The 22,413-nt window shown below is 31.4% G+C and carries 24 protein-coding genes; 21 read left to right on the top strand and 3 right to left on the bottom strand.

Annotated elements, in window-relative coordinates:
* Nucleotides 1–19 precede the first annotated feature (19 nt).
* Complete coding sequence (locus IJL02_RS01075; protein ID WP_292808156.1) at nucleotides 20–1,468, top strand: B12-binding domain-containing radical SAM protein; 1,449 nt, start codon at nucleotides 20–22, stop codon at nucleotides 1,466–1,468.
* 476 nt (nucleotides 1,469–1,944) lie between these two features.
* On the opposite strand, the gene IJL02_RS01070 is transcribed toward IJL02_RS01075, so the two are convergent.
* Nucleotides 1,945–2,634 carry a class I SAM-dependent methyltransferase gene (locus IJL02_RS01070; protein WP_292788302.1) on the bottom strand — a complete coding sequence of 230 codons (690 nt, stop codon included), beginning with the start codon at nucleotides 2,632–2,634 and terminating at the stop codon, nucleotides 1,945–1,947.
* A gap of 558 nt (nucleotides 2,635–3,192) precedes the next feature.
* Between IJL02_RS01070 and IJL02_RS01065 the strand changes: the two genes are divergently transcribed.
* The 9 genes from IJL02_RS01065 (at nucleotide 3,193) to IJL02_RS01025 (ending at nucleotide 12,976) form a co-directional block, all read left to right on the top strand.
* Nucleotides 3,193–4,134, top strand: a complete 942-nt coding sequence (locus IJL02_RS01065) for an AraC family transcriptional regulator (RefSeq protein ID WP_292808155.1) — start codon at nucleotides 3,193–3,195, stop codon at nucleotides 4,132–4,134.
* A 221-nt stretch (nucleotides 4,135–4,355) separates the two neighbouring features.
* Nucleotides 4,356–6,146, top strand: a complete 1,791-nt coding sequence (locus tag IJL02_RS01060; RefSeq protein ID WP_292788299.1) for an ABC transporter ATP-binding protein — start codon at nucleotides 4,356–4,358, stop codon at nucleotides 6,144–6,146.
* A complete protein-coding gene (locus IJL02_RS01055) occupies nucleotides 6,146–7,891 on the top strand; it encodes an ABC transporter ATP-binding protein (RefSeq protein WP_292788297.1) in 1,746 nt (581 codons plus the stop codon). The genes IJL02_RS01060 and IJL02_RS01055 overlap by 1 nt, the downstream gene beginning before the upstream one ends.
* A 50-nt stretch (nucleotides 7,892–7,941) precedes the next feature.
* Complete coding sequence (locus tag IJL02_RS01050; RefSeq protein WP_292788295.1) at nucleotides 7,942–8,523, top strand: MptD family putative ECF transporter S component; 582 nt, start codon at nucleotides 7,942–7,944, stop codon at nucleotides 8,521–8,523.
* An 8-nt stretch (nucleotides 8,524–8,531) separates the two neighbouring features.
* Nucleotides 8,532–9,251, top strand: a complete 720-nt coding sequence (locus IJL02_RS01045) for an energy-coupling factor transporter transmembrane component T (protein ID WP_292788293.1) — start codon at nucleotides 8,532–8,534, stop codon at nucleotides 9,249–9,251.
* Nucleotides 9,244–10,689: an energy-coupling factor ABC transporter ATP-binding protein gene (locus tag IJL02_RS01040; protein WP_342765167.1), complete on the top strand. Its 1,446-nt coding sequence runs from the start codon at nucleotides 9,244–9,246 to the stop codon at nucleotides 10,687–10,689. The genes IJL02_RS01045 and IJL02_RS01040 overlap by 8 nt, the downstream gene beginning before the upstream one ends.
* Nucleotides 10,690–10,877: 188 nt before the next feature.
* Nucleotides 10,878–11,399: a FumA C-terminus/TtdB family hydratase beta subunit gene (locus tag IJL02_RS01035; RefSeq protein ID WP_292788289.1), complete on the top strand. Its 522-nt coding sequence runs from the start codon at nucleotides 10,878–10,880 to the stop codon at nucleotides 11,397–11,399.
* Between the two features lie 94 nt (nucleotides 11,400–11,493).
* A complete protein-coding gene (locus IJL02_RS01030) occupies nucleotides 11,494–11,817 on the top strand; it encodes a hypothetical protein (protein ID WP_292788287.1) in 324 nt (107 codons plus the stop codon).
* 4 nt (nucleotides 11,818–11,821) lie between these two features.
* Nucleotides 11,822–12,976 (top strand): TIGR03576 family pyridoxal phosphate-dependent enzyme, encoded by a 1,155-nt coding sequence (locus tag IJL02_RS01025; RefSeq protein ID WP_292788285.1) that lies wholly within the window; start codon nucleotides 11,822–11,824, stop codon nucleotides 12,974–12,976.
* On the opposite strand, the gene IJL02_RS01020 is transcribed toward IJL02_RS01025, so the two are convergent.
* Nucleotides 12,966–13,883: a biotin--[acetyl-CoA-carboxylase] ligase gene (locus IJL02_RS01020; protein ID WP_292788283.1), complete on the bottom strand. Its 918-nt coding sequence runs from the start codon at nucleotides 13,881–13,883 to the stop codon at nucleotides 12,966–12,968. The genes IJL02_RS01025 and IJL02_RS01020 overlap by 11 nt on opposite strands.
* A 15-nt stretch (nucleotides 13,884–13,898) precedes the next feature.
* Nucleotides 13,899–15,389: an acetyl-CoA carboxylase biotin carboxylase subunit gene (locus IJL02_RS01015; protein WP_292788281.1), complete on the bottom strand. Its 1,491-nt coding sequence runs from the start codon at nucleotides 15,387–15,389 to the stop codon at nucleotides 13,899–13,901.
* Nucleotides 15,390–15,462: 73 nt separating this feature from the next.
* On the opposite strand from IJL02_RS01015, the gene IJL02_RS01010 reads away from it, so the two are divergent.
* From IJL02_RS01010 to yciH, 11 genes are all read left to right on the top strand, one after another.
* Nucleotides 15,463–16,098, top strand: a complete 636-nt coding sequence (locus IJL02_RS01010; RefSeq protein WP_292788279.1) for an METTL5 family protein — start codon at nucleotides 15,463–15,465, stop codon at nucleotides 16,096–16,098.
* A 236-nt stretch (nucleotides 16,099–16,334) separates the two neighbouring features.
* Nucleotides 16,335–17,162, top strand: coding sequence for a putative RNA uridine N3 methyltransferase (locus IJL02_RS01005; RefSeq protein WP_292808154.1), 828 nt, complete (start codon nucleotides 16,335–16,337; stop codon nucleotides 17,160–17,162).
* A 340-nt stretch (nucleotides 17,163–17,502) separates the two neighbouring features.
* A complete protein-coding gene (rpl3p, locus tag IJL02_RS01000) occupies nucleotides 17,503–18,513 on the top strand; it encodes a 50S ribosomal protein L3 (protein WP_292808153.1) in 1,011 nt (336 codons plus the stop codon).
* Between the two features lie 2 nt (nucleotides 18,514–18,515).
* Nucleotides 18,516–19,280, top strand: coding sequence for a 50S ribosomal protein L4 (rpl4p, locus tag IJL02_RS00995; protein WP_292808152.1), 765 nt, complete (start codon nucleotides 18,516–18,518; stop codon nucleotides 19,278–19,280).
* Between the two features lie 21 nt (nucleotides 19,281–19,301).
* A complete protein-coding gene (locus IJL02_RS00990; RefSeq protein ID WP_292808151.1) occupies nucleotides 19,302–19,562 on the top strand; it encodes a 50S ribosomal protein L23 in 261 nt (86 codons plus the stop codon).
* 12 nt (nucleotides 19,563–19,574) lie between these two features.
* A complete protein-coding gene (locus tag IJL02_RS00985) occupies nucleotides 19,575–20,300 on the top strand; it encodes a 50S ribosomal protein L2 (protein WP_292808150.1) in 726 nt (241 codons plus the stop codon).
* A gap of 15 nt (nucleotides 20,301–20,315) precedes the next feature.
* Nucleotides 20,316–20,726 (top strand): 30S ribosomal protein S19, encoded by a 411-nt coding sequence (rpsS, locus tag IJL02_RS00980; protein WP_292808149.1) that lies wholly within the window; start codon nucleotides 20,316–20,318, stop codon nucleotides 20,724–20,726.
* Between the two features lie 12 nt (nucleotides 20,727–20,738).
* Nucleotides 20,739–21,203 (top strand): 50S ribosomal protein L22, encoded by a 465-nt coding sequence (locus IJL02_RS00975; RefSeq protein ID WP_292808148.1) that lies wholly within the window; start codon nucleotides 20,739–20,741, stop codon nucleotides 21,201–21,203.
* Nucleotides 21,203–21,961 carry a 30S ribosomal protein S3 gene (locus tag IJL02_RS00970; RefSeq protein ID WP_292784696.1) on the top strand — a complete coding sequence of 253 codons (759 nt, stop codon included), beginning with the start codon at nucleotides 21,203–21,205 and terminating at the stop codon, nucleotides 21,959–21,961. The genes IJL02_RS00975 and IJL02_RS00970 overlap by 1 nt, the downstream gene beginning before the upstream one ends.
* 34 nt (nucleotides 21,962–21,995) lie before the next feature.
* A complete protein-coding gene (rpmC, locus tag IJL02_RS00965; protein ID WP_116591334.1) occupies nucleotides 21,996–22,202 on the top strand; it encodes a 50S ribosomal protein L29 in 207 nt (68 codons plus the stop codon).
* On the top strand, nucleotides 22,203–22,413 hold a 211-nt coding region (gene yciH / locus IJL02_RS00960; protein WP_292808147.1), incomplete at its 3' end, for a stress response translation initiation inhibitor YciH.

Genomic DNA, 22,413 nt, shown 5'->3' with positions numbered 1-22,413 from the left:
CAATTTTGCTTGTGATATGATGAAAGTAACTTTTTTAAATCCTCCTCAAACAAATTCCAAATATAAGTTTTTAGGTGTTGTGGCTCCTTCTCTTGGAATAGGTTATATGGCTGCAGTTTTAGAAAAAAATGGTTTTGATGTGGATGTGTTGGATGCATCTGCCTTAGAATTGACATATGAGGAGATTGGAAAGGAGATTTTAAAAAGAAAACCGGATATTGTATCAATCAGCGCACTTACACCAACAATTGGTGTTGCATTAGACTCTGCTGATAAAATTAAACAAGTAAAACCTGATACTATTGTTGTTTTTGGAGGATATCATCCCACTTCCGAATTTCAAAGTGTTTTGGAAGAACCTAGTGTGGATGTTGTTGTTCGCGGTGAAGGTGAATACACATTACTTGACCTTGTTCAAACAGTCGAAGAGGGTGGTGATTTAAGAAATGTTAAGGGTTTGGCATTTCATGATGAAACAGATAATTCATTAGTTTTAACACCAGATAGGCCTGTTATTCTAGATCTGGATGAGTTACCCTTCCCTGCATTTCATTTATTCCCTATGGAAAAATACAGGATTCTAAATATTACAACGAATGTGGCCACGATTATTACCACTAGAGGTTGTCCAATGAAGTGTTCATTTTGCTCCTCAGCGGCTTTACATGGGGATAAATTAAGGAGAAGATCTTATCAAAATGTCTGTGATGAAATAGAGCTTCGCTTAAAAGAGGAAAACATTGACACAATTGCTTTTATGGATGATACATTCACGTTAAATAAGAGATTTGTTAGAGATTTATGTCATGAAATTAAAAGAAGGAATCTTAAATTTTGGTGGGGATGTACTTCAAGAGTTGATACTTTAGATGAAGATTTACTTCAAACAATGAAAGATGCTGGTTGCATTACTATTTTTATTGGTGTTGAAAGTGCAGACCAACAAATGCTTGAAAAAATGAACAAAAACATTACAGTTTCAAAAACTGAAAAAGCATTTAGGATTGCCCGTAAAGTGGGTATTAGAACTATTGCATCATGCGTTATTGGAATGCCTGAAGATACAAAAGCAACAATCAAAAAAACTATCGATTTTGTTAAGGGGTTAAATCCAAATTATGCATTATATAGTTTAGCAACCCCTTATCCTGGCACTAGATTTTATAATGAGACTTTTAAGAAGAATTTAATTCTTATCAATGATTGGTCAAAATATACTCTTCTTGACCCTGTTCTAGAAACTATTGATTGTTCAAGTAAAGAATTAAGAAGTATCCAAAAGAAAGCTTATATTAAATTTTATTTGAGGCCGGGTTATTTGTTAAGACAAGTTTCACAGGATGGTTTCGTTCTTTTGAAAACAATTTTTGGTGTTATAAAACAACTTATTTCCAAACAGACTAACGGAAATACTGATTATAATAAAACGAATATAAATAAAAATTGTGTTGGGGACACTTCTAATTAATTTCTTTGTTGTTGTTTGATTTTTAATGTGTGAAAAATGAATTTTTGATTTTCATATATTTTTTTTTAGTTATTTCAGAAAGTTAGTTTTGAATAGTTTAATGCGAGGTCATGTTAAAAAATATATTATGTTTCCAACAACATCTTTAATCAAAAATTTCCCTTATAATTTTAACATTATTATGCAAGAATTCTCCGGCTTAAAGAAGCAGGAGAGGTTAAATCAAAAGTGTTGGATAATGCAGTATATCCCTACTTGACATGGTAATTTGTCCTACACTTTTTCTTCTATGTTTATATAAAAATTAGTATTAACAGATATATTAAATTTGTTAAAATTAAAATACCTGTCGGCGGAGCAAATGTTAATATTAAATTTGGTCAAAAAAATAATATTAAATTAGATATAATCAATAGCTATTTTTTTGGTTAATTCTAGAATATATTCAGTAAATTTCTGTTTCTTGTCAGTATTTTTTATTTCCTTGCTGTCACTGTCATCCACTGCAGGAATCTGTCTGAAATAGACACGTTATTATAGTTATCATCAACTATCTTTTCACTGTCGTTTGATTTGATGATTTCCTTTTTGTTTTTTCCATCTCTTAAATAGACTGTAATTTGATCATAGTCATTGTTTCGCAGAAAAGATGTGATTTCATTATCGTCATACATTTCCATATCGATAAAGTGCTTCCAGAATCTCATGAAATTATTTGAACCATTTGTTTCTGTTCCAATTAAAAATATTCCTCCCGGTTTCAGGACTCTTTTTACTTCTCCAAAGCATTTTTCAATATCTGGCCAGAAATAAACAGTTTCAAAGGCAGTTACTATATCAAATGTATCATCTTCAAATGGCAAGTTTTTTACATTACTATTCATGATTTCAACTTTTCCTTCATTGATTAATTTTTTATTAACTTCTTTTGATAATTTCACACTTTCTTCACTATAATCAATACCATAGACTTTTTTAGCATTTTTAGCCATTCGTTTTATGTTTATTCCGCCTCCGCAACCAACATCTAGTATAATATCATCGGAGTTGATATTCAAATGCTTCAATCCCCATAGTGAAACGGGGGTGTGTTCTTTGTTCATTGATTTTAGTTGAATGTTACCTAGTTTTCCTTGAGGTTTACGCATGTTGTCAAAAAATCCCATTAAATCACCATATTCTGTTAATTTTCTTTGAGTAGTTCATAAATTCATTTCCTATATCTTCAGCAATTCTTCTGTATTTTTCATCATTAATGTTAAAAATGCTCAAACAATGGTGAGATAATTAATAATATATTTCTATATATTACTATTATCCCACTCATTATTTACAAAAAGGTTGAATAATTGGATAATTATTGTATCAATAAATTTCAGTTGTAACCAAATTTTCATATTTCTGATTATTTTGAGTTAATCATTGCAAACAACCAAAAAACAATACCAATATTAATCAATAGGATTCCAAGGATAACTAAAAAGATGTTTATTTTATTTTTATATGGGCAGGTATTATTTTCAAGGAGTTAATACTAATGCAAATAATGTTATAAATGCAATGGAGGAAATTAAATAGAATCCTACGCCAAATATCGGTAAATGTTTTTTAGCTATAATATTAATTATTATTTTTACATTATATAAATTTTTAGGTATGCCTAAATAAAATAATTTAAATCATATATTGAAATGTTTTATAGCAGTAAGAATATAATTTAAAATATGAATGAAAGTCTCTACAGATTATTTGATGATGTTTTTGTCACAGATTTTTCCATATCTGGGGATGATTATAAAAAAATCATCGATTTGGGGGATTATGGTAAATTTGAAACGTATTCATTATTCCCAGGCATTGTTCTGGCATTTATAGATATTAACCTACAAAATCATGAGGAAGTGTATGTCGAAGAAAAGCTTTCCTCAAGGTTGCTTCAAATAAATCATTGTCTCGATGGCAGGTATGCATATGGTGTAGGTGATGATAGAATAATCTATTTTGGAAAGGGTGATTTATGCATTAGCATCTATGAGTTGACTAAAACCTTGTCTGATTTTCCTTTAGGTTTTTATAATGGTTTAGAGATTTTTATAGATGTTGATGTAGCTAATGAGTATATTAATCAAATCATTCCAAATTTTGATTTGGTAGAGTTTTATGAAGATTTAAAAAAGTTTCAAGGGTATGTCCTGCTTCGTTCAAATGATAAAATAGATCATGTCATCGGTGAATTGTATAATGTTGATAATAGAATTAAATTGTCTTATTATAAATTAAAGTGTATTGAACTATTGCTGTTCTTCTCAATAACTGATTTTGTTCATCATGAAAATATTTCTATTACCAAACAACAAGTTAGAATTGTTGAAGATGTTAGAAAGGAGTTAATAAAAGATTTGGAAAGTAAAATTACTATTGATGATCTTGCAATACGTCATAATATCAGTAAAACAACTTTAAAAACTTGTTTTAAAAAAGTTTATGGAAAGCCTATTTTCAAATGGAGGAAGGAATATAAATTGGAATATGCATGTAGATTAATTGAAGATAATCATTACACTATTTCTGAAATTTCAAAAAAGGTAGGTTATTCTTCACCTTCAAAATTTACTCAGGCTTTTAAAGATTATGTTGGATGCACTCCCTCTGAGTATAAAAAATAAATTTTGTCCTTTTGGTATATTTATTGTCTTTTTAGTTCAAAAATATTTATATATCAATTTAAATAATATTTTATACTGAATACTGGTTTATCTAGTTACTTTTAATTAAAATACATTGTAACTATTTTTAATTGTTTTTTTAGGATATTATTAATCTTTTGTCCTTTTAGCACAATTTTAAATTTTTAGGTAAACCTAAATTATATTTTAAGGCGATATTAATGTCAAAAACTCAAAATAAAAATAAATTTATTAGGTTATTAAATTATTCAGGTAACTATAAATATTTAACAATTTTAGGCATGTTTTTATCAGCTTTAAGTGCAATTTGTTTATTAGTTCCGTTTATTTATATATGGGACGTGGTCAATGCCCTATTAGCAGTTGCCCCTGATTTTACAAAAGCTCAAAACTTGGATGTTTATGCGATTAATGCATTTACTTTTGCGGTATTGGGGATAATTTTAAACTTTTTTGGTTTAATGGGCACTCACTTATCTGCATTTAAAAATGAAAAGAACATGAAAGATGCTGCTATAAATCATTTACTCAGACTACCTTTAGGTTATTTTTCAAACCATACAAGTGGTGGTCTTAGAAAGGTAATTGATTATAGTACTACAAAGACAGAGACATTTCTGGCTCATCAATTGTTTGATTTGACTGGAGCTATTGTAACTCCAATTGTATTTTTAATATTGTTATTCAGTTTTGATTGGCTTTTAGGATTAATCTGTTTAATTCCAATTATATTATGTTTTGTATTCATGTATCCTATGTTTTCAAAAGAATCTCAAAACATCATGGAAGAATATCAGAAATATCTTGAAGAAATGAATGGTGAAGCAGTAGAATATGTAAGAGGAATTCCGGTTACAAAGGCATTTCAGCAAAGTGTTTATTCATTTAAAAATTTTATCAATGCTATTAAGAAATATGGAAAATTTTCAGCCGAATACTCACTTTCAACTCAGCTTCCAATGACAGCTTTTACTGTATCAATCAATGGATTTTTTGCATTATTAATTCCTGCGGGGATATTGCTTGCAGGTTCACTTGTAGATGTAAAATTCTTTGCAAACTTTATGTTTTATATTATTTTCACTCCAATTTGTGCGGTGATGATGAATAAAATAATGACAGTTTCCCAAGATTGGATGTTGGCAAGTTATGCTTTAGATGGTATCGAAGCCATTCTAAATGAAAAACCATTAGTTGAAACAAGCAATCCTCAAAAACCTAAAAATCATTCAATAGAGTTTGAAGGTGTTTACTTTGATTATGAAGCGACTGAGAGTGATGAACATATTTTAAATAATGTCAATTTGAAAATTAATGAAAATGACTCTGTTGCATTAGTTGGCCCATCAGGAGGCGGTAAAACCACAATTGCATCATTAATTCCAAGATTTTGGGATGTTAATCAAGGCTCAATTAAAGTGGGGGATGTTGATGTTAGAGACATCTCAACAAAAGAATTAATGAAAAATATTTCATTTGTATTCCAGAATACAACTTTATTCAAAGATTCAATTTATAATAATGTTGCAATTGGTCGAAAAGGAGCATCAAGAGAAGATGTTAAAAAAGCATTGAGTTTAGCCCAATGTGATGATATTATTGATGAGCTTCCAGATGGGATAGATACAGTAATTGGAAGTGAAGGAACATATCTTTCTGGAGGCCAGCAGCAAAGAATCGCACTTGCAAGAGCAATTCTTAAGGATGCTCCAATCATTATTTTAGATGAAGCAACTGCACTGGCTGATCCAGAAAATGAATATATGATTCAAAAAGCTATTTCACAAATCACTAAAGACAAAACCGTAATTATGATTGCACATAGGCTGTCCACAGTTAAAAATGTGGATAAAATCTTTGTGGTTGAAAATGGAAGAATTGTTGAAGAGGGCAATCATGATAGTCTGGTTGATGGTGAAGGCCTGTACTCTAGAATGTGGGATGAATTTAACCGTTCTATTCAATGGAAAGTTAAAAGTGAGGGGATATAATGTTATCTGAGTTTTTTTCTAAACGATTCGGACTTACAAAAGCAGGTTCCGATAATTTGATTAAAGGAATCATTTATACTGCGCTTGTGGACATATCATTAATGTTTCCTGTCGGATTATATGCTCTGCTTATCTACATGTGGGTAGAGCCGTTGACAGGTGGTGAAATAATCGATCCGAATCTTGGAATGTTTATCGTGTTGATATTGATTGTTTTAGGAATTATTTTTGCATTCGCATGGAAACAATATCATTTCGTATTCAATACAACATATGTTGAAAGTGAAAACAGAAGAATTAATCTTGGTGAGAATTTACGAAAACTACCTTTATCCTTTTTTGAAAACAGGGACTTGGCTGACTTAACTGCAACAATTATGAATGACTGCACTGATTTGGAGCATGTATTCTCACATGCAGTTCCACAATTGTTAGGTTCAATTGTTTCTTTATGTATTGTTTCAATTGGAATGTTTATATTTGAATGGAGATTAGCTATTGCACTTTTATGGGTGGCTCCTGTTGCATTTATAATATTATTTATTTCCAAAAGACTTATTTATACGGGTGGAGATATTGTAATGGCTGATTTACTTAATTGTGGGGATGCTATGCAAGAATGTATTGAATCAATTAGGGATTTGAAATCTTACAATTATGAAGATGAGTATTTTGGAAAAATCAGCAGTTTAACTTCAACAATTGAAAAATCAAGGATTAAAGCAGAGTTAATGTCAGCAGCAGGGGTTATAATAGGAAAAGTTGTATTAAACTTAGGAATCGTTTCTGTTATTCTTTTAGGTTCATATTTGATAGTAAATTCACAAATATCAATTTTTACCCTTTTGATATTCTTGATAGCCTCTGCAACAGTTTATTCCCCTCTGGAAAACGGGCTAATGTTTTTGGCTGAAATATTCATGATGGATAATAAAATTACTAGGTCTAAAGAAATTGAAAGTCAGGTTGTTGAAGGTGGATTAGCTGATTACTCAATAGAAAGTTATGATGTTGAATTTGAAAATGTCAATTTCAATTACGATGATTTAAAAGATGTCTTGACCGACATTTCATTTACCGCAAAGCAGGGTGAAGTTACAGCTCTTGTCGGACCATCAGGTGGTGGTAAAAGTACTGTGTCTAAACTTGCTGCAAGATTTTGGGATCCAGTTTCAGGCACTGTATCTCTTGGGGGTCAAGATTTATCAAAATTGGATTCAGAAAAACTTTTAGAAAACTTTTCAATTGTTTTTCAAGATGTGATTTTATTTAATAATTCAATTTTAGAAAATATTCGTGTTGGAAGAAAAGATGCGACTGATGAAGAGGTGATTGAGGCTGCACGTCTTGCAGAATGCGAAGAATTTGTCTTAAAACTTCCAAATGGATATGATACCATAATAGGTGAAAATGGTGACCTTTTATCTGGTGGTCAAAGACAGAGAATCTCAATTGCAAGAGCCTTGCTTAAAAATGCAAATGTGATTTTATTGGATGAAGCAACCTCGTTTTTGGATGTTGAAAATGAATCTAAAATCCAAAAAGCACTCTCCGAGTTGATTAAAAATAAAACAGTCATCATTATCGCTCACAGAATGAGAACAATAGCCAATGCTGATAAAATTGTAGTTTTAGATGATGGTAAAATTGCAGAGCAAGGAAAACCTGAAGAACTAATGGTGAATAATGGATTGTTTAAAAAGATGGTTGATTTACAAAACTTAAGTGGAGAATGGCAAATATAAATTCTTCACGATTATTTTCATTAATATAATATAAAATAGGAGGTCATATTATGAGTGAAATGATAAATGTAAAAGATTTAATCACTGTAGGTATTTTTGCGGTGATTTTGACAGTTTTAATATTTCTTTTTGGAATGTTGGGATACATTCCTATATTGATGATTGGATTGCCAATCATTGCGGCATTGATTGCTGGAATTCCATATATGTTGTTTTTAACTAGAGTTGATAAATTTGGAATGGTAACATTATTGGGATTAATTTTGGGAATTGTAATGTTTTTAAGCGGTCACACTTGGATTCCAATTGTAGTTTACACTATTTGTGGATTAATCGCAGACATAGTTTTAAAAATGGGAAACTACACATCTATTAAAAATTCAATTGTTAGCTATGGTTTTTTCTCATTAGGTGTATTTGGTAATATGTTGCCATTTTACATTTTAAGAGATTATTTTGTCGAATCAATTCGTGCATCCATGGGAACTGATTATGTAAATGTAATTTTACCATTTTTAACAAATGAAATGTTAATTGTGTTAATAATAGTAACATTCATTGTAGGTTTAATAGGAGCATATATTGGAAAAATTGTTTTGAAAAAACATTTCAAAAAGGCAGGAATTGCTTAAGTGATATTATGGGATTAAAACTAAATTTTAATTTAGATCCAAGGACTAAAATTATAATTCTGGTTCTGATAAGTTTCATGGTTTTTAATGAAGTACCTTTATATATTAGTGGAATTTTAGTTTTAGTTCCATTTATTTGTTTATTCTTTTCAAATCGTATTAAACTTGCTTTAAGTTATATTTTAATATATATTTTTGCAAAATATATTCAGATTTATCTTCTTCCAACAGCAACAGGGATAATCGCGATATTTCTGATAATGTTTAGTTATACCGCCACTAGAATGTTACCCATTTTAATGATGGGATATTATACAATTCAAACAACAAAGGTAAGTGAATTTATAGCTTCAATGGAAAAAAGCAACATCCCAAAAGAGATTACTATTCCGCTTTCAGTTATTTTCAGATATATTCCATCAGTTTATGAGGAAATTAAATCAATAACTGATGCGATGAAAATGAGGGGTTTCGGTTTGAATGCTAAATCATTGAAAAATCCATTAAAATTAATAGAATTTTATATGATTCCGATTTTAGTCAATGCCATTAAAACGGCAGATGAGCTATCTGCAGCTTCCCTAACAAGAGGTTTAAGCAATCCTATAAGTAGAACTCATTTTGTAGAAGTTAAATTGAATAAAATAGATTATGTTTTATTAGTTATTTCATTTATGGGTTTAGGGATTTATGCATATTATTTTTTAGGAGGTGTTTTATTTGCTTAAAATTGAGGATATTTCATTTTCATATGATAACAATGAAACTAATTATAATTTAGCAGATATTAATCAAAATATTAAAGAAGGTGAAGTCATTCTACTTTGTGGAGAATCAGGTTGTGGAAAAACAACTTTAACACGTATTATTAATGGACTTATTCCTAACTTCTTTAATGGAACAAAACAAGGAAATGTGTATTTGAAGGATAATTTAATAAATGAAATTCCCATTTATGAAATATCAAAATATGTAGGTTCTGTTTTTCAAAATCCAAAAACCCAATTTTTCAATGTTGATACAACCGGGGAAATAGTTTTTGGATGTGAAAATCTTGCAATGGATGTTGATGAAATAAAAAGTAGATTGGATCATGTCGTAAAGGATTTTAAAATACAACCTCTTCTTGATAAAAATATTTTCAAATTATCTGGCGGTGAAAAGCAGAAAATTGCATGTGCATCAGTATCTGCAGTTTTTCCGGATTTATTCGTCTTAGATGAACCTTCTTCAAATTTGGATGCTCAATCTAGTTGGGATTTGGAAGATATTATTAAAAATTGGAAACAATCTGGAAAAACAGTAATTATTGCGGAACATAAACTGTTCTTCTTAAATAATGTTGTAGACCGAGTTTTATTTCTTGAAAATGGGCGAATTACTGAAAAATGGTCTATTGATGAGTTTAAATCTATAAATCATAGAGATTATGGTTTAAGACAAATAAATTTGGAAAATTTATATGTTAATCATGATGGGTATTATTCAAATAATCAAGATTTAATGGAACTTAGAAATTTTAATTTTAAATACGGTAAAAAGCAAGTATTAGATATTGATGGGGTTAAAATCCCAAAAAATGAGATTATTGCCATCATTGGAAAAAATGGGGCTGGAAAATCTACTTTTGCGAATTGTTTATGTGGTCTTAAAAGGTCTTGTAAAGGGGAGATTATTTGGGGTGATGTTCATTTAAAAAGAAAGGACTTGCTTAAAAAGACTTATATGGTGATGCAAGATGTTAATCACCAATTATTCACTGAAAGCGTACTTGATGAAGTATTGTTAAGTATGGGTGAGGAAAATATTAGTCGTGCTGAGGAAATATTAACAAACTTAAATTTAATTCATCTAAAAGAAGCACATCCTATGGCATTGTCTGGTGGTGAAAAGCAAAGAGTTGCTATTGCATCAGCCATTGCATCGGGTAAAGAAATTTTGATTTTTGATGAACCGACAAGCGGGCTTGATTTGAAGAATATGATGAAAGTTAGTGAGAATTTAATTTATCTTCAAAAATTAGGCATTACTTCATTTATTATCACACACGATTTTGAACTAATTATGGATGTGTGTTCCCATGTTCTACATATGGAAGATGGAAAAATTATTGATAATTATAAAATAAATGAAGATAAATTAAAAAATTTTTTCTTAAAAAATTGATTTAAGATTTAATCTTTAGTTATATCTGAGTAAATTAAACTGGTTGTTAATAGATTTCATTTCAACCATTAGATATTCATAATTAACTATTGTTTCTTCTTTCATGCCATTAAATTTATTAAAGCTAAAAATTTTATATAATTATAACTACATTTTTTTTAATAATCAAATATTATATTGGTGTATAAATGGAAAGAAGATTAAATGTTCCAATTAAAGATGAAAACTTAAAAGAACTTGAAGCAGGAGATGTGGTTTACCTAACTGGAAATATATTGACTGCTAGAGACCAGGCACATAAAAGACTTCTTGAACAAGGAGCTCCATTAGATATTCGGGGTGCAGTTTTGTTCCATGCTGGACCAATCATATCTCAAAATGAAGATGGCTATAAAATGGTTGCAATTGGGCCTACAACTTCAATGAGGATGAATCCATATCAAAGTAATGTTTTAGACATGGGACCAAAAATTGTTATTGGAAAAGGCGGCATGGATGATAATGTTCGTGAATCTTTGGTTAGAAATGAAGCTATTTATGTTGTAGCTACAGGAGGCTGTGCTGCATTATATGTTGATGCTGTTGAGGAAATTGAAAGTGTTGACTGGTTAGACTTAGGAATGCCTGAAGCAATGTGGAATTTAAAAGTAAAAGATTTTGGTCCACTTATTGTTGCAATGGACAGTCACGGAAATAGTCTATATGACTGATTTTAAAATCAAAAGCTAATGCTTATATATTATTTCATTATATAGTATATTTTAATTTATATGAAATTTTAATAATATTTTTGGAAGTGTAATTATGGCTGATATTAATGAAGCTGCAGAAAAAAAATTGAAATCTAGAATTAGGAAAATTAAAAAATGCAATAAAGATGATGCTGAAAGGGAAAAGTTTTTTAATCAATTAGGTACTTCTTTTACTATTTTCTTCCCAAACAGAAATCCTGATAAACTTACTGACGGTTTAAATTTATACACTGATCCTGAAGGTAAAGTTCTTTTTGCAGATTACTTTTATCAAATACCTGAAGAAGACCAGGATACTACTGTAGAAGTTTCTGTAAAAGACTTAAAAGCAGTTATCGAGTCACTTGAACAGTTTAAATTCCAATTAGATGAATGATTAAATGGTTATAAATAATTCTTTAGAAGAAGTTAAAAAAAGAGAAAATGCCCTTTCAATTATTAAAAATATAATTGAGACTAAAGGCAGGTCATCATTATTTGATTTAACTGGATTGTCTGGAGGATTTATCGCTTCTCCTTCTGAAATTAGTCTTTTAGAGACTTATGTCGGACCGGCTATTTTTGAAGATGAACTGCAAAAGGTTGGAAAAGAGCATATGGGTGGAGAAAAGATTCTTCCATTAAACAGAACTTCTTCAGGAATATTGGCTACAATTTTAACTCTTGTTAGTAAAAATTCAAATGTTGTACACTATCTTGCACAATTGCCAGCACATCCATCAATTCCAAGAAGCTGTAAATTGGTAGGTGCCAATTATTCGGAAACTGATAATTTTGAAGAGTTTTCAATACCTAAAAATACTTCTTTGGTCATTGTAACAGGTTCAACTATGGACCATAAGGTAATTGATGAAGAGGAATTCAGAAAAGTTATTGAAATGGCTCATGAAAAGAATATTCCTGTCATGGTTGATGATGCGTCTGGAGCAAGACTCAGAACTGTTGTCTTTAATCAGCCTAAAGCATGTGATTTGGGTGCTGATATTGCTATAACCAGCACTGATAAATTAATGCCAGGTCCAAGAGGAGGACTTATGGCTGGCAGGAAAGATTTAATCGATGAAATTAAAGTTAAAGTCCACCAATTTGGTCTTGAAGCTCAGCCGCCTGCTGTTCTTGCAATGTTGAATGGTATTAAAAATTTCGATGAAACAAATTTATTGAATAGCTTTTCTAGAAAAGATGAGTTATTTGAATTGTTAAATGCAAAATATGATAATTTTCAAACTACTCCTACAGGAGTCATGATTTCTCCTGAAGGTTTAGCAAATGAAATAACTGCTGAACATAATTTATCTGAAAATGATTTGGCATTTGTTTTTTCATTTATATTATTAAGAGATTATGGGATAATTACAATTCCTGCTGTTTCAATGCCTGGTGCATCTGCTACAATAAGATTTGATTTATCTACAAATGATGCATTTGGTTTGGATTTAAAAGATTTATGTAAAAAAATAGAATCTTCAATTAATAAACTACAAGAAGTAGTTATTAATGAAGATGAATGCAGGGAGATTGTATTTAGTTTTTGATAATACATTCTCCGGAAATTACTTTTTCTAAGGTTCCGTCAATTTTTTCAACAATTAGAGCTCCTTCTTTACCAATTCCTACGACATAAGCATCGTAGTATGTGTTGAAGGGTTCTCTAACTTCAACAATTTTTCCAATAGTATATGAACGTTTTCTCCATTCTTTTAGGATAGTTTCATATTCTTTATCTTGGAAAAGTTCAATAATTTTCTCAAGTTCTTCTAAGAATATGCTAATTAATAGATTTTCATCGCCATCTCTGTTAAGTTCTTCTTTAAGTGTTGTAGTGCCTGATTGTAATTCTTCAGGGAATTGAGATACATCTAAGTTGGCATCTATACCTACACCAACAATGATGTTTTCTATAGTATTAAATTTAGCAACGGCTTCTGTTAGGATTCCGCAAGCTTTTTTACCATTTATCATTATGTCGTTCGGCCATTTGATTTCAGGATTAGGAATGCCTACTCTTTCAAATGTTTTTGCTACTGCAACCCCAGTGGCTAATGTAATTAATGGCAATCTGGAATGGTCAACACTAGGGTTTAGGATAACTGATAACCAGATTCCACCTAATGGTGATTCCCAGGATTTGCCGGATCTTCCTCTTGCGTTTGTTTGTTTTTCGGAGATTACGACGGTTCCATTTTCGACATTATTCATTGATAAAAATTTAGCAACAGTATTTGTTGAACTGACTTCATTGTAAATGAATAGGTTTTTACCAATGAATTTGGTATTTAGATTTTTTGAAATTTCAGATGCCTTAATATATGTAGTTTCTTCTTTTCCAAGTTCTTTGACTACATTGGAAAAATCATCAATATTAATATTTTTAATTTCACTTATTGTTTCTTCAGAAAGTTTATTTTCTTTTTTTAATAAGTTAATAATTTCGTCTTTCATTAATTAATCTCCAATTTATTTTTGCATTTGCTGGCTTTTAATAGCATTTTGGTAAGATCCAACAGCAGCTGAAATTGCAGCTATCTTTTTACCCGGCATAAATGTGGATTTTAATTTATTCACATATTCTGCATCTTCTTCGATTACATTAATCATTTCCATATCTATACCTTTTTTGTGCTGGTCAATGAAGTGTGTATTCAAATCTCCAGATAGGAAGTTTGGATTTCTTAAAATAGCTTTATGGAATGGAATTGTAGTTTTTACACCTAAAATGACATATTCTCTTAATGCTCTTTTCATTCTATTAATTGCGTCATTCCTGCTTCTTCCATATGTGATTAGTTTGGAAATCATGGAATCATAAAATGTAGGAATAGTATAATTCATGTAAACTCCACTATCTAAACGCACACCAGGGCCTCCTGGAGACCGGTATCCTGTAATTTTTCCAGGATTTGGTGCAAAGTCATTTAAAGGATCTTCAGCATTAATACGGCATTCAATCGCATGGCCTGATACTTTAATGTCTTCTTGCTGGTAGCTTAATTCATCTCCTGCAGCAATTTTGATTTGTTCCTTAATTAAATCAGTGTTAGTTACAAGTTCTGTGATTGGATGTTCTACTTGTATACGTGTGTTCATTTCAAGGAAATAATAGTTGCCATTATCATACAGGAATTCAACAGTACCTGCACTGGTATATCCGATATACTCTGCAGCTTTAACAGCGCTTCCTCCCATTTCTTCCCTTAACTCTTCGGTCATAATAGGGGAAGGAGCTTCTTCAAGAAGTTTTTGATGTCTTCTTTGAATGGAACATTCCCTGTCTGCAACGTGAATTACATTTCCATGTTCATCTGCTAGCAGTTGGAATTCAATGTGACGTGGCTGTTCAAGATATTTTTCAATAAATACAGTAGAATCACCGAAGTTTGTTGCTGCCACGGATTGTGTAGATTCAATAGCACGTACAAGTTCTTCTTCCTCATAAACTGCACGCATACCAATTCCTCCACCTCCTGCGGATGCTTTAACTATTACAGGATATCCTATTGATTTAGCTATTTCTTTTGCTTCTTCAATATCACTAACACCTTCAGGTGTACCTTCAATTACTGGAACTCCTGCTTTTTTCATGAGAGCTTTTGAAGTAATTTTATCTCCCATCTGATTAATTACTTTTCCAGAAGGTCCAATAAGTTTAATTCCATTTTTTTCACATTCTTCTCCAAATTTTGGATTTTCTGCTAGAAATCCGTAACCTGGGTGTATGGCATCCGCTCCTGATTCAAGAGCAATACCTATGATTTTCTCTATATTCAAATATGATTGGGCCGGTGAAGGATTTCCTAACGGGTAATTTTCATCAGCATATTTTGTATATAGGGAAGTTTTATCTGCATCAGAATAAATAGCCACGCTTTCAATGTCAAGTTCACGACATGCTCGCATAACTCTTATTGCGATTTCTCCTCTATTTGCAATTAATACTTTTTCAAACATGTGAAACCTCATAAGTAATTTTTTTATAATATATTATATTATATATTAGATAATTATTAAATATATTGATAATATGATTAGAATTACTCGCAAAAAACATTTGGAAATGCAACTTCAGTCAATACCATCCCACCCAAAACCGAAGATTGGACTTGAACAGTATTCTACTCCTTCAGTTATAGCTGCCGATTTAATTTGGAATGCGGATTCTTTAGGTGATATTGAAAATAGGAATGTTTTAGATTTGGGTTGCGGAACTGGAATTTTTACTATTGGATCTGCATTAATGGGTGCAAATATGACATGTGGTGTGGATGTTGATGTCGATTCAATTAATTTGGCAATGGAGTATTGCGATAAATCAAATGTTGATAATGTAGAGTTTATATTAAGTGATATTAATGAATTTAATGAGTGCTTTGATGTAGATACTATAATTCAGAATCCTCCTTTCGGATCTCAAAGGAAAGCAAAAGGCGGTGAAGATTTAAATTTTGTCAAAAAGGCATGCAGTCTCAAACCGGATGTTTTATATTCTTTTCATATGGCTTCAACTGAAGAATTTTTAATTAATTTTTACGAAGAAAATAATTTAAAAATTACTCATATATTCAGATATAAGTTTCCAATTCCAAAGATTTATGATTTTCACACAAAAGAAAATCAAAATGTTGATGTAATTGTAATTAGAGCGTTAATTAATTTTTAATTTTTCTAAAAATCCTATTTTTTTTAGTTATTCCTATTGAAAAACAATACATTTATATACTCCTTGTCATATATTTAATATTAATATATTCTCTGAGTATAAAAAAGTTGGTAGCATAAAAAGAGCTACAGATATTATAATTGATATAATATTTTGTAAATGTGTAAGTCTATTTAGTGATAGCTATATAAATGTAGGGTAATCTTTATATACTTTAGTTTACATAATGTAAGGTAATGTATAAAGATGAGCTATCTATATTTATTCCAAATTCATTTCTTTCTGAGTCTAAAGATCTCAAAATTCGTACTTATAAAGTTGGAATTTTAGGAAGAGCTTTAGCTATTTTTCAAGCAGATAACGTGATTATTTACAATGATGATCATGATAAAAATGAAGATGGAGATCTTGATGGAGATTTTATTGCTGAAGTTCTGGATTATATGAATACTCCTCAATACTTGAGGAAAAAAGCGTTTCCTATAAAACCTGAATTGAAGCATGTTGGAATTCTTCCACCGCTTAGGACTCCTCATCACCCTGTTGATAATCAACCTGACGTCGGTGATTATAGGCAAGGTTTCACTGTTAAGAGAAATAAGAAAGGAACTTATGTTGATATAGGTATGGATAAACTTGCATTCTGTAAAGAGCAACTTACAGTTAAAAGAATTTTTGACTTTAAGATAACTAAAATTGCTAAGAAAGAAGTAATAGTCACACCTGATAAACCAGATGACGTTTACTGGGGATATAAAGTAATATCCTCTAATAAGAGTCTTAAAAATAGCTTAAAATTAATTAAACCTGATCTTGTTGTTGAAACTACAAGATATGGAGATTATATTGATTCTATTTTTGATGAATTAAAACATAAAGTAGATGAATGTAAAAGTATTGCTATTTTATTTGGTGGCCCTTATTCTTCAATTAACGAAGACGTTTCTAATGCTAATTGGGATTTATTTAAAATAAATACAATTCCTGGGCAGGGAACTGAAACTGTTAGGACTGAAGAGGCAGTTGTCGCTACACTTTCTTTATTTAACTTTATGAGATTTTAATTCTCTTTGATTTATTAGTTATATCGCGCTAATAGATAACTTGCTCAACTTTTTATACATTAATGTTTTTAGGACTCTCCTAAAAATTTACTTAGCGCAGAATGATTTATACATTAGATATATTCTTTATTGTGCTTCAATTGTTTAAAACTCAATAGGATATATTGAAATTTAATATTTATCTAGTTGTAATCTTTTTTACGGCTATTTATTATTTCGATGAGGTTATACATTGTGTAATTCTTATCAACTTGTAAAATGACTATTCATTTAGTTATTTAAAAAAAATTTGAATATAATTAAAAAATAAGGAAAAATATTAATAAGGAGGTTAAATTAAATGGTAAGACATCACCAGCCAAGAAAAGGGTCTGTTGCTTTTAGTCCAAGGAAAAGAGCAGCTAAAGAAACCCCTAGAGTAAAATCTTGGCCTCAAATTGATGAACCAAAATTACTCGGCCTCGCAGGTTATAAAGTCGGTATGACTCACGCTTTAGTCACTGATACTGATAAAAACTCTCCTACTAATGGTATGGAAGTTTTCACTCCAGTAACTGTATTGGAAGTGCCTCCGGTCGTAGTAATGGGAATTAGAGCTTATGAAAAAACTTCTCGTGGTTTGAAAGTAATCACCGAAGTACTTGCAGACAATTTAGATCAAGAACTTTCAAGGAAGATTTCTCTTCCTAAAGAGTACAATAAATCTGAAGCTATTGCAAAAATACAAGGTGCATTAGAAAACACAGAAGAAATTAGGGTATTAGTACACACCAATCCAAAAGTAACTAGCGTACCTAAGAAAAAACCTGACATATTTGAATGTGGAATTGGAGGAGCAAATCCTGAAGAAAAATTAAATACTGCATTAGAATTATTAGGTAATGAAGTAAAAGCTAGTGAAATCTTCAATGAAGGAGAATTTGTTGATGCTATTGCAACTACAAAAGGAAAAGGATTCCAAGGTGTAGTTAAAAGATGGGGAATTAGAATTCAATATGGTAAAGCTGTTAGAGCAGGTAAAGGTAGACACGTAGGTTCTATTGGACCTTGGACACCAAGAAGAACCATGTGGACTGTTGCACAAGCAGGTCAAATGGGTTACCATAAAAGAACTGAATTCAATAAAAGAATTTTAAAAATTGCATCAGCTGATGAAGTTGATCAAATCAACCCAGATGGTGGATTTGTAAAATATGGTGTTGTTAAAAATGATTATGTCTTAGTAAAAGGTTCCCTTCCAGGTCCTTCTAAAAGATTAGTAATTTTAAGACAGCCTATCAGACCTAATAATAAAGCTGAGGATATACCTCAAATTAATTACATAAGTACAAAATCTAAACAAGGGGTATAATCATGAAAGTAAACGTTTATTCTATTAATGGGGAAGTAAAAGAAGAAATTGAACTTCCAGCTATTTTTGATGAAGTATACAGACCAGATTTAATCAAAAGAGCTGTACTTTCAGCACAATCCGCTAGAGTACAACCATGGGGTAATGACCCAATGGCAGGTAAAAGAACTTCCGCTAAAGGATGGGGTTCAGGTAGAGGTACTGCAAGAGTACCTAGGATTAAAAATGGTTCAAGAGCAGCTTTCGTACCAATGGCTATTGGTGGTAGACAAGCACATCCTACTAGAGCTGAAAAAAATCATCACGAAAAAATCAACATAAAAGAAAGAAGATTTGCTATCAGATCTGCTGTTGCAGCAACAACTAATAAAGAAATTGTTGAAAACAGAGGACATAAAGTAGCAGATTTAGAACAAGTTCCTATTATTGTTGAAGATGAACTCGAAGCTGTAAAAACTGCTAAACAATCTCGTGAAATATTTGAGAATTTAGGAGTTTATGACGATGTCATCCGTGCTAAAGAAGGTAAAAGAATCAGAGCTGGTAGAGGAAAAACTAGAGGAAGAAAATACAAAAAAGTAAAAGGACCTCTTGTTGTTGTTGGTGAAGATAAAGGTATCTCTTTAGGTGCAAGAAACCACGCTGGTGTAGATGTTGTGGTTGTTGAAAACTTAAATGCTGAATTATTAGCACCTGGTACCCACGCAGGAAGACTCACTGTTTACACTAAATCAGCTGTTGAAAAGTTAGGAGGTTTATTCCAATAATTTGGAAAATAGGTGATTATTATGGATTCATACTCAATTATTATTAAACCTCATGTTACTGAAAAAACCATGAACTTAATCGATATGAATAACGAAATTGCTTTTGTTGTAAACCGTAAAGCAAACAAAGGTCAAATCAAAAGAGCTTTTGAAGATTTATACGGCGAAAAAGTAGCAAAAGTCAATACTCATATTACTACTAAAGGTGTAAAAGTAGCATACATTAAACTTGTTGAAGAAGAAATGGCAGAAGAACTCGCTGTCAGAATAGGAGTATTCTAAGGAGGAATTTGAATGGGAAAACGATTAATTCATCAAAGAAGAGGTAGAGGAACTCCTGCACACCGTGTTGCTTCTCATCGTTTTAAAGATAAAATTAGATACAGATCTTACGATGCATTAGAAAAAGAAGGTAGTATTAAAGGTAAAGTCATTGATATTGTACATGACCCAGCAAGAACTGCTCCTATTGCAGAAGTAAAATTCGAAAATGGTGAAAAGAAATACATCTTAGCACCTGAAAGTATTCAAGTTGGAGATGAAATTGAATGTGGTATTTCTGCTCCTATCAAATTCGGTAATACATTACCTCTTGCTGAAATTCCTGAAGGTACTCCAATCTATGATATTGAAAACACTCCTGGAGATGGAGGTCGTTTTGTAAGATCTTCTGGAACTTATGCTAATGTTGTTACTCATGATGCAAACCAAACTGTTGTTGAATTACCATCCGGGGAATTAAAATACTTAAACCCTAACTGCCGTGCTAGTATTGGTGTAGTAGCTGGTGGAGGAAGAAAAGATAAACCATTCCTTAAAGCTGGTAAAAAATGGCATGCTTATAAAGCTAAAGGTAAGAAATTCATGACTGTAAGAGGAGTAGCAATGAACGCTGTTGATCACCCTCACGGGGGAGGTAACAGACAACATCCTGGTCGTCCTACTACTATTTCAAGACATGCACCACCAGGTAGAAAAGTTGGTTCAATTGCAGCTAAGAGAACAGGTTTAAAAAGATAGATAGAGGGTGTTTCATTGGCAAGAAAAGTATTTAAATATAAAGGTTATACTCTTGAAGAATTACAAGACATGTCTTTAGAGGAAGTAATGGAATTATTCCCTGCAAGACAAAGAAGATCTTTAAAGAGAGGATTCTTACCAAGACAACAAATTGTTTTGGATAAAATGAGAAAATTGAATAAAGAAGGAACTAAAGATGGTCGTCCTGTTGTAATTAGGACCCATTGTAGAGACATGATTGTTATACCTGAAATGGTTGGAACCACTTTCGGTATTTATGATGGTCAAAATTTTGTTGAAGTAACTATTGCACCAGAAATGATTGGTCATTACTTTGGTGAATACGCACCAACTAGAAAAAGAGTTCAACACGGAGACCCAGGTATGGGTGCTACCAGATCATCCATGTTTGTACCACTTAAATAAGGAGATTAGAACATGGCTAACAAATATGCTTATAATAATGACGTAGATGAAGCAAAAACTGCACGTGCTATGGCAAAATCTCTTAAGATTTCTCCAAAACACAGTGTTGAGATTTGCAGAGCAATTAGAGGAATGGAAGTAGGAAAAGCTAAAGCTTACTTAGAAGATGTAATTGACATGAAAAAAGCTGTTCCTTTCAAAAGACACAACAAAAAAGTTGGTCACAGAAAAGGACAAGAAGGCTGGCCTTCCGGAAGATACCCTGTTAAAGCTGCAGAACAAATTTTAAAAGTTTTAGAAAATGCTGAAGCTAATGCAGAGTACAAAGGTTTAGACACTGAAAAATTATTCATTGAACATATTTCAAGTCACAGAGGTGTTATTATCCCTGGTTACATCCCAAGAGCATTCGGTAGAATGACTCCGTTTAACACACCTACTACTCATATTCAAATTGTATTACAGGAGGCTAACTAATGATAGAAAAAGATTTTGTCACAGAGGGCCTTAGAAGAACCAGAATTGACGAATATTTAGAAAAAGAACTCGAAAGAGCTGGATACGGTGGTATGGAAGTTCAAATTACACCTTTAGGTACCATGGTTGTTGTTTATGCTGAAAGACCTGGTATGGTTATTGGTAGAGGTGGAAAAAACGTAAGAACTATTACCAACACTCTTAAAAACGAATTTGGTTTAGATAATCCTCAAATTGAAGTTAAAGAGGTTGAAGTTCCTGAACTTAATCCAAAAATCATGGCTTATAAAATAGCTAACATGTTACAAAGAGGTATGCATTTCAGAAGAGTTGCTTATTCCACTATTCGTAGAATTATGGGTGCTGGAGCTCAAGGTGTAGAAGTTACTATTTCTGGTAAAATCAGAGGTTCTAGATCTGCTGTAGCTAAATTCGTTGAAGGATACATTAAAAAATGTGGTGAACCTTCAATCAGATTAGTAGAAGAAGGCTTTGCTACAGTTCAATTAAAACCTGGTGTTTTAGGTATTTATGTAAGAATTATGCCTCCGGAAACTGTATTACCTGATTCTGTTGAAATCCTTCCTCCAAAAGTAACCATTGAAGAAGATGGTGAAATTGTAGAAGATGAAGAAATCGATGTTGAAACCGAAGAAATCATCGAAGAAGAAATAATCGAGGAAGTTGAAGATCTCGAAGAATTAGAAGAAGTTGTTGAAGAAGAATCTACTGAAGAAGTAGAAGAAGATGATAGTTAAATATGAAATTTAATTATCTAAAAGAGTTGGAACAATGGCGATTTTAAGAAGTAAAGAAATTTGGGACATGGAAGTTGATGAGATTCAAGATAAATTAGTTGAACTCAGAACTGAATTATCCAAAAATGTTTCTAAAAGTGCAGCTGCTGGGGTTGTTGAAAATCCTGGAAAAATTAGAGAATTAAAAAGAACAATTGCTCGTGTTCTTACAATATTGAATGAAAAACAGAAGGAGAATTAAATGTCAAAAATCTGTGATGTATGTGGGCTTCCTGAAGAACTTTGTGTTTGTGAAGAAATTGCACGTGAAGTTCAAACTCTAAAAGTTTTTACAGTTAGAAGAAGATTCGGAAAACTCATGACTATTATCGAAGGTATAGATGAACACGATATTGATATAAAAGAACTCACAAAAACTCTTAAAGCAAAATGTGCTTGCGGAGGAACAGCGA

It is taken from the genome of Methanobrevibacter sp. (assembly GCF_017427765.1).
In the GTDB taxonomy this organism is placed as follows: Archaea; Methanobacteriota; Methanobacteria; order Methanobacteriales; family Methanobacteriaceae; genus Methanocatella.
The sequence above is the reverse complement of the archived record's forward strand: the minus strand, read 5'-3'. Positions and strand labels throughout refer to the sequence as shown.